The organism is Chelativorans petroleitrophicus (assembly GCF_025398195.1).
Lineage (GTDB): Bacteria > Pseudomonadota > Alphaproteobacteria > Rhizobiales > Rhizobiaceae > Chelativorans > Chelativorans petroleitrophicus.
In genome coordinates this window covers 1-5,047 of sequence record NZ_JAODNV010000043.1, presented here as the reverse complement: position 1 = coordinate 5,047, position 5,047 = coordinate 1, and the positions used below count along the sequence as shown (strand labels likewise).

General features: G+C 62.3%; 5 protein-coding genes and 2 pseudogenes. 2 read left to right on the top strand and 5 right to left on the bottom strand.

Annotated elements, in window-relative coordinates; translation table 11 throughout:
• Positions 1 to 234: 234 nt before the first annotated feature.
• The 3 genes from NYR54_RS18960 to NYR54_RS18950 all read right to left on the bottom strand — a co-directional run bounded on the left by NYR54_RS18960 (position 235) and on the right by NYR54_RS18950 (position 2,177).
• Positions 235 to 468 carry a hypothetical protein gene (locus NYR54_RS18960; RefSeq protein WP_261517259.1) on the bottom strand — a complete coding sequence of 78 codons (234 nt, stop codon included), beginning with the start codon at positions 466 to 468 and terminating at the stop codon, positions 235 to 237.
• Between the two features lie 68 nt (positions 469 to 536).
• On the bottom strand, positions 537 to 980 hold the full coding sequence (locus tag NYR54_RS18955) for a carboxymuconolactone decarboxylase family protein (protein ID WP_261517258.1): 444 nt from the start codon (positions 978 to 980) through the stop codon (positions 537 to 539).
• A gap of 117 nt (positions 981 to 1,097) precedes the next feature.
• Complete coding sequence (locus NYR54_RS18950) at positions 1,098 to 2,177, bottom strand: class I SAM-dependent methyltransferase (protein ID WP_261517257.1); 1,080 nt, start codon at positions 2,175 to 2,177, stop codon at positions 1,098 to 1,100.
• 182 nt (positions 2,178 to 2,359) lie between these two features.
• Here NYR54_RS18950 and NYR54_RS18945 point away from each other — a divergent pair, with 182 nt between their 5' ends.
• Positions 2,360 to 3,427, top strand: a complete 1,068-nt coding sequence (locus NYR54_RS18945) for a GlxA family transcriptional regulator (RefSeq protein WP_261517256.1) — start codon at positions 2,360 to 2,362, stop codon at positions 3,425 to 3,427.
• A 69-nt stretch (positions 3,428 to 3,496) separates the two neighbouring features.
• Here NYR54_RS18945 and NYR54_RS18940 read toward each other — a convergent pair.
• Positions 3,497 to 3,654 (bottom strand): annotated as a pseudogene (locus NYR54_RS18940) (winged helix-turn-helix domain-containing protein); the annotation flags it as partial.
• Between NYR54_RS18940 and NYR54_RS18935 the strand changes: the two are divergent.
• Positions 3,652 to 3,894 (top strand): annotated as a pseudogene (locus NYR54_RS18935) (3'-5' exonuclease); the annotation flags it as partial. The pseudogenes NYR54_RS18940 and NYR54_RS18935 overlap by 3 nt on opposite strands.
• 1,029 nt (positions 3,895 to 4,923) lie before the next feature.
• On the opposite strand, the gene NYR54_RS18930 reads toward NYR54_RS18935, so the two are convergent.
• A partial coding sequence (locus tag NYR54_RS18930; protein WP_261517260.1) for a transposase occupies positions 4,924 to 5,047 on the bottom strand: 124 nt, incomplete at its 5' end.

Genomic DNA, 5,047 nt, shown 5'->3' with positions numbered 1-5,047 from the left:
TCGGGATCTGATGGCGGGCACACTTCCTCGCATAGCGGATGGCCCGTCCGATGATCCGTGCAGCTTCTTCTTCCGGGCCAGGGAAGCGAGCGTTGCGGGAACAGGCCACCCGGATTCGCCCATCCACCGGAAGCCGAGGCGCGCGCTTTGCCTGCCTCCGTTTATGCGAGGACGTCGAGGCTGGCAGCGAGAATCGGCCGGCGAACGCACATCCTCAGACGCCGGGAGCCGTCGTCAGATTTTGGCCTCCCTGTATCTCGAAAGCAGAATGCGGCCGAGATGAAGCAGGTTTAGCAGAATGAAGAACACGTTCCACGCCACGACGTTCAGCATGGGCGTCGGCTGGTTGTAAAAATAGACCGCGAGACATGAGGCCGCCGTCAGCGTCATGACGCGCAGGCGCAGCATGTCCATGGTGAAATAGGCGACCACGTAGAGGATGTTCGCCGCGTTGATCAGGATATCCATGGGAGGGCTCCCCGGCCTGTGCCGTCCAGGAGGCAGCGCCCGACGAGGGTGCCGGGCGCTGGCCGCCGCTATTCGCCGCCGAATTCAGCCTTGAAGGTTTCGAGATCAATCTGCAGCCCGTTAAGTACCGCGCTCCAGTGGCGGACATAGCCCGCGAGCGCCACCGCTTCGGCAATCTCCTCGTCCGATGCGCCGCGGTCCCGGGCCATCTTGCTCTCCAGCCAGATGCAGTAGCGGCACGGAATCTGCGCTGCCACGGCCAGATTGATGAGCGATTTGACTTTCGGTTCGAGCACGGTGGTCCCTTCACCGAAGTCTAGGCCCTTGGTGATGGCCCAGGCGCCCGCGACGGCCGACTTCGGATAGGCCTTGAAATGGGTTGGGACGACGCCAAGCGTCGCCTCGATTTCCTTCAGGGTCTCTTCGGCTGTGGGTAGCTCCTGCGCGAGAGCGAAGGACGCGGTGAAAGTCGTGACGGCAGCCACCGCAAGGATTGCAAAAGTCTTCTTCATGGTTCGTCTCCTTCATGGGTCCGGAATTGAGTGGGCGGAAATGCCGTCCCGCTCCGCGTGCCCATAGTGCGGAGGCGGGAGCCCTCCGGCCTCGCCGGAAGGCGTTGTGTTCCGGGGTCAGATCCGTGCTTCGAGGATCAGGTTGAACGGCGTCTCGAACGCACGGCGGAAGTGCCTGAAGCCCGCCTTGCGGAAGATGTCCGCCAGCCGCGCTTCGCCCGCCTGCGCGCCGAGCACCAGGCGGCCGCCGTCGGATATCGCATGCGCGCAGCAGATCGTCGTGGACGCCGCGTAGTAGAGCCTCGCCACGGGCGAGATGTTGTCTTCCACCCGGTCGTTCGCGAAGGGCTCGACCAGCATCACGGTGCCGTCCGGCGCCAGCGCCTTGGCGGCGTGTGCCGCGGCGGCCTCCGGATCGCCCATATCGTGCAGGGCATCGAAGAAGCAGATCAGGTCGTAGCCCTTGCCGGGATAGCTGTCGGCACGCGCGGCCGCGAATGCCGCCCGACCGGAAACGCCCGCCTCCGCCGCGGCCTTTTCTGCCTCGGCAAGCGATTCCTCATGCGTGTCGAACCCGCGAAAGGTCGAGGCCGGGAAAGCCTTCGCCATCAGCACCGTCGAATGCCCGTAGCCGCAGCCGATATCGGCGACCACCGCACCCGCCCTGAGCTTCTCGACGGCGCCGTCAAGCGAGGGCAGCCACTCCTGCACGAGGCTCGCCTTGTAGCTGTTGCGGTAGAAGGCGGCGACGCCGCAGGCAAGCCGCCCGTCATGGTCGCCCCACGGGATGCCTTTGCCCGTGCGGAAGGCCCTGATGGCCTTTTCCTCGTCCGCCCACATCGAGGCGGGAACGGCCCAAGCATTGGGAAAGAAGGCCGGGCTGTCCTCATCGGCAAGCACCATGGCCTGTTCGGGCGTCAGCTCGTACGTGTCGCTGATCGGATGATAGGTCACATACCCGCCGGCAACCTGCGAGTTCAGCCATTCGCGCACATAGCGCTCGGCGCAGTCGGCGCGGGTGGCAAGTTCGCGCGTAGTGAGCGGGCCGGCGCCGGCCATGGCCTTGTAGAGCCCGAGCCTGTGCCCGAGGCTGATCATGACGCCGCCATAGCCGGCGGAAAGATCCTCGAATGCCCGCGTGACAAGCGCGTCGAGCTTCGCGGAATCGATCGTATGGTGGTGATGGGCATGTTCCATGCAATGTCTCCTGTAATGCCGTCCAGGGGGTTCTGAGGCCCGCGCTAAATCGCAGGGACAGGAGACGGAAGGCAGAGCCGGACGGTCCAGAATCGGGCCGTTTGTGCCACGCGGCTTAAAAACAATTGCTGTGGCGCCATGGCCGTACCGGCGTTATTCTTGCCGGGTGTGGGGATTTGCGCATGAAGCACGACGGCGCGGCAACCGTAAGCAAACCGATCCATGTGAGTCTCGTCGCCATTCCCGACGCCGTCATCTCCACGCTGTCCGGCATTTTCGACGTGATTAACGGCCCAAGCCTGCTGCCGCGCTCAGGTCAGGAGCCGCCGCTGCGGCCCTTCAGCGTGGAGATCGTGGGGCTTCAGTCGGGACCGCTGGAGCTTGCCAGCCGTGTGCCGGTGAACGTGCATCGCAGCATTGCCGACATCGATTCCACCGGCATCGTGATCGTCCCCTCCATCCTGCTCGGCCCTGAGGGCTGGCAAAAAGGCCGTCACCCGGCGCTGGTCGAATGGTGCCACGCGATGCACAGCCGTGGCGCGCTTTTATGCTCCGCCTGCTCGGGCATCTTCCTGCTTGCCGAGACAGGGCTTTTCGATGACGTGGACGCCACGGTGCACTATGGCTACGCCGGCGCCTTCGCTTCCGCTTTCCCCCAGGTGCGCATCCACCCGGAGCGGGTGCTCGTCGTCTCCGGCAAGCGCGAAGAGCTGATCACCTCTGGCGCTTCGATGACCTGGCACGATCTGGTGCTCTACCTGATTGCCCGTCATGCCGGGGCCACCGTGGCGCAGGACGTGGCCCGCTTCTTCGCCCTGCAATGGCATCAAGACGGGCTTGCGCCCTACATCGTCTTCGAAGGCCGCAAGGGCCATGGCGATCTCGCGATCCAGACCGCGCAGGAGTGGCTTGCCACGCATTTTTCGGTGGCCAATCCGGTCGAGGAGATGATCCGGCGCTCGGGACTGGCGGAACGCACCTTCAAGCGCCGTTTCACGAACGCGACGGGCCTGAGCCCGATCTTCTACGTGCAGCGCCTCAGAATAGAGGACGCCAAGCGCCGCCTGGAGCGGACGGAAGCCTCGGTCGATGAAATAAGCTGGCAGGTGGGCTACGAGGAGCCGGCCTTCTTCCGCCGCCTCTTCAAGCGCGTCACCGGCCTGTCGCCTGGCGCCTACCGCCGCCGTTTCAAGATCCCCGATTACGCTTGTCTCGCCCCCGCCCGCCGGGTTCAGGAACCGGCTTCTTGAAGAGAGTGGGCGGAAACGCAATAGTAGCGAAGAAGCTATGAACCGAAGACCGGGCATGCCGTTCCTGCTTCAGAGGACCGTAACCGGCGAGGCCAGCATGTAGCCTACGCCGCGTTCTGCGATCAGCTTGGGTTGCTCGGATCGGATTCCAGCTTGCGTCGCAGTCGCAGAATCTGGATGTCGATGCTGCGATCGAAGACCTCTTCGCCGTGCACACGGCGTGACAGGTCAACTATGTCGCAGAACAGGTGCTTGAGGCGCGGGAGGAAGGATTCGCGCTAAAACAGCAGGCGGTGCTGTTTCGGGCCTCGCACCACTCCGGGCCGCTGGAAGTCGAGCTTACCCGCCGCAATATCCCCTTCGTCAAGTTCGGTGGCTTGAAGTTCCTGGACTCTGCGCATGTGAAGGACGTCCTCGCTGTTCTAAGATTTGCGGAGAACCCCAAGGACCAGGGGGCCGCCTTCCAACAGGCTGTTTCGCAGAGACTATTCGATACGATCTGACGGCTTTAATCTTGGCAGTCCTTGCGCCGCCGGTAAATATTAACACGTGGCAAAATGCAGCCTGCTGCCCACTTTCAAAAGTGATCTCACCATCGATCCCGCAGTCGGTTCCGTGTGTGATAATCGTGCCTATCCGCAGATGAACGATCTTAGTGTACTGACTTAAATAATGACCAACCCCGGTTTTGTCCGATGCGTCCCATGAACCGATCATTTTCCAGTTCACGTTCTCGCTGAGATAGCCGAGTACTTCGGGCGTCTGGCCGCTATAAAGGGCAACGATAAAGTCACGAATAACACGTTTGCGGGGCGCGTTACCGCAATCCTCGGGTGCCTCGACAATCAACATTTCCGAGCGCCTGTTCATCGGTAGGTTCATAGCGCGGTAGAACTGGTCGGCACAAGATCGCGGGTCCGCCCGCCTCGAAGTCTGCCTTCCGTGGATGAAGGCTCTCCTTGCACGCGACCACACCTGACGGGGATGCATCATGAAGGGCGTATACTAATCCACTCTCGAGAGGATGGCAAATGACCGAAAAGTAAGCGGCAATGAGATCCCATCTGGCGGATGGGCTGAGCAGTCGGATACCTTAGCGGACAAGATGAACTGCAGTGAGCTTCTATGTCTGCGCCTAGTTCTGGAACTAAAACCTTCCATATGATCGAGGCTGTTGCTGCCGACCGGCTCGAGGTGCTCCGCATGCAATACAAAGTGCCTCTCCAGGATGATTCCACCGCGCAGGCGCAGGGCAGCGATTGCGTTGCCGTAGGCTGAATTGGCAGCCTGAAGGGCTTCGATGAGATTGTGCCAATAGTCGTGGACCCGAATTGTTGTTGCAGATAGATGAAGCGGGCCCGTCTGGGAAAAACGATATAGCCGAGGCGCCTGATGGACCGCTCCCCGACGCGCCCTCGGCTGGCGCTAGAGTTTTCCGGCCTTGTGGACCGCTCCCCGACGCGCCCTCGGCTGGCGCTAGAGTTTTCCGGCCTTGATCAGCAACACGGGCTGGCTGCGTATGCTGATTTCATGAGCGCCGCCGGGACCTTGTTCCCGATCGCGCCGTGTGGCCGTTGCTCGTTATAGTCTCTGCGCCAAGCCTCCAACTTTTCCGCCGCA

Bases quoted from the DNA above. Each gene is read 5' to 3' on its own strand.
- NYR54_RS18960 (WP_261517259.1), bottom strand. From the start codon at position 468: ATGGATATCCTGATCAACGCGGCGAACATCCTCTACGTGGTCGCCTAT.
- NYR54_RS18955 (WP_261517258.1), bottom strand. From the start codon at position 980: ATGAAGAAGACTTTTGCAATCCTTGCGGTGGCTGCCGTCACGACTTTC.
- NYR54_RS18950 (WP_261517257.1), bottom strand. From the start codon at position 2,177: ATGGAACATGCCCATCACCACCATACGATCGATTCCGCGAAGCTCGAC.
- NYR54_RS18945 (WP_261517256.1), top strand. From the start codon at position 2,360: ATGAAGCACGACGGCGCGGCAACCGTAAGCAAACCGATCCATGTGAGT.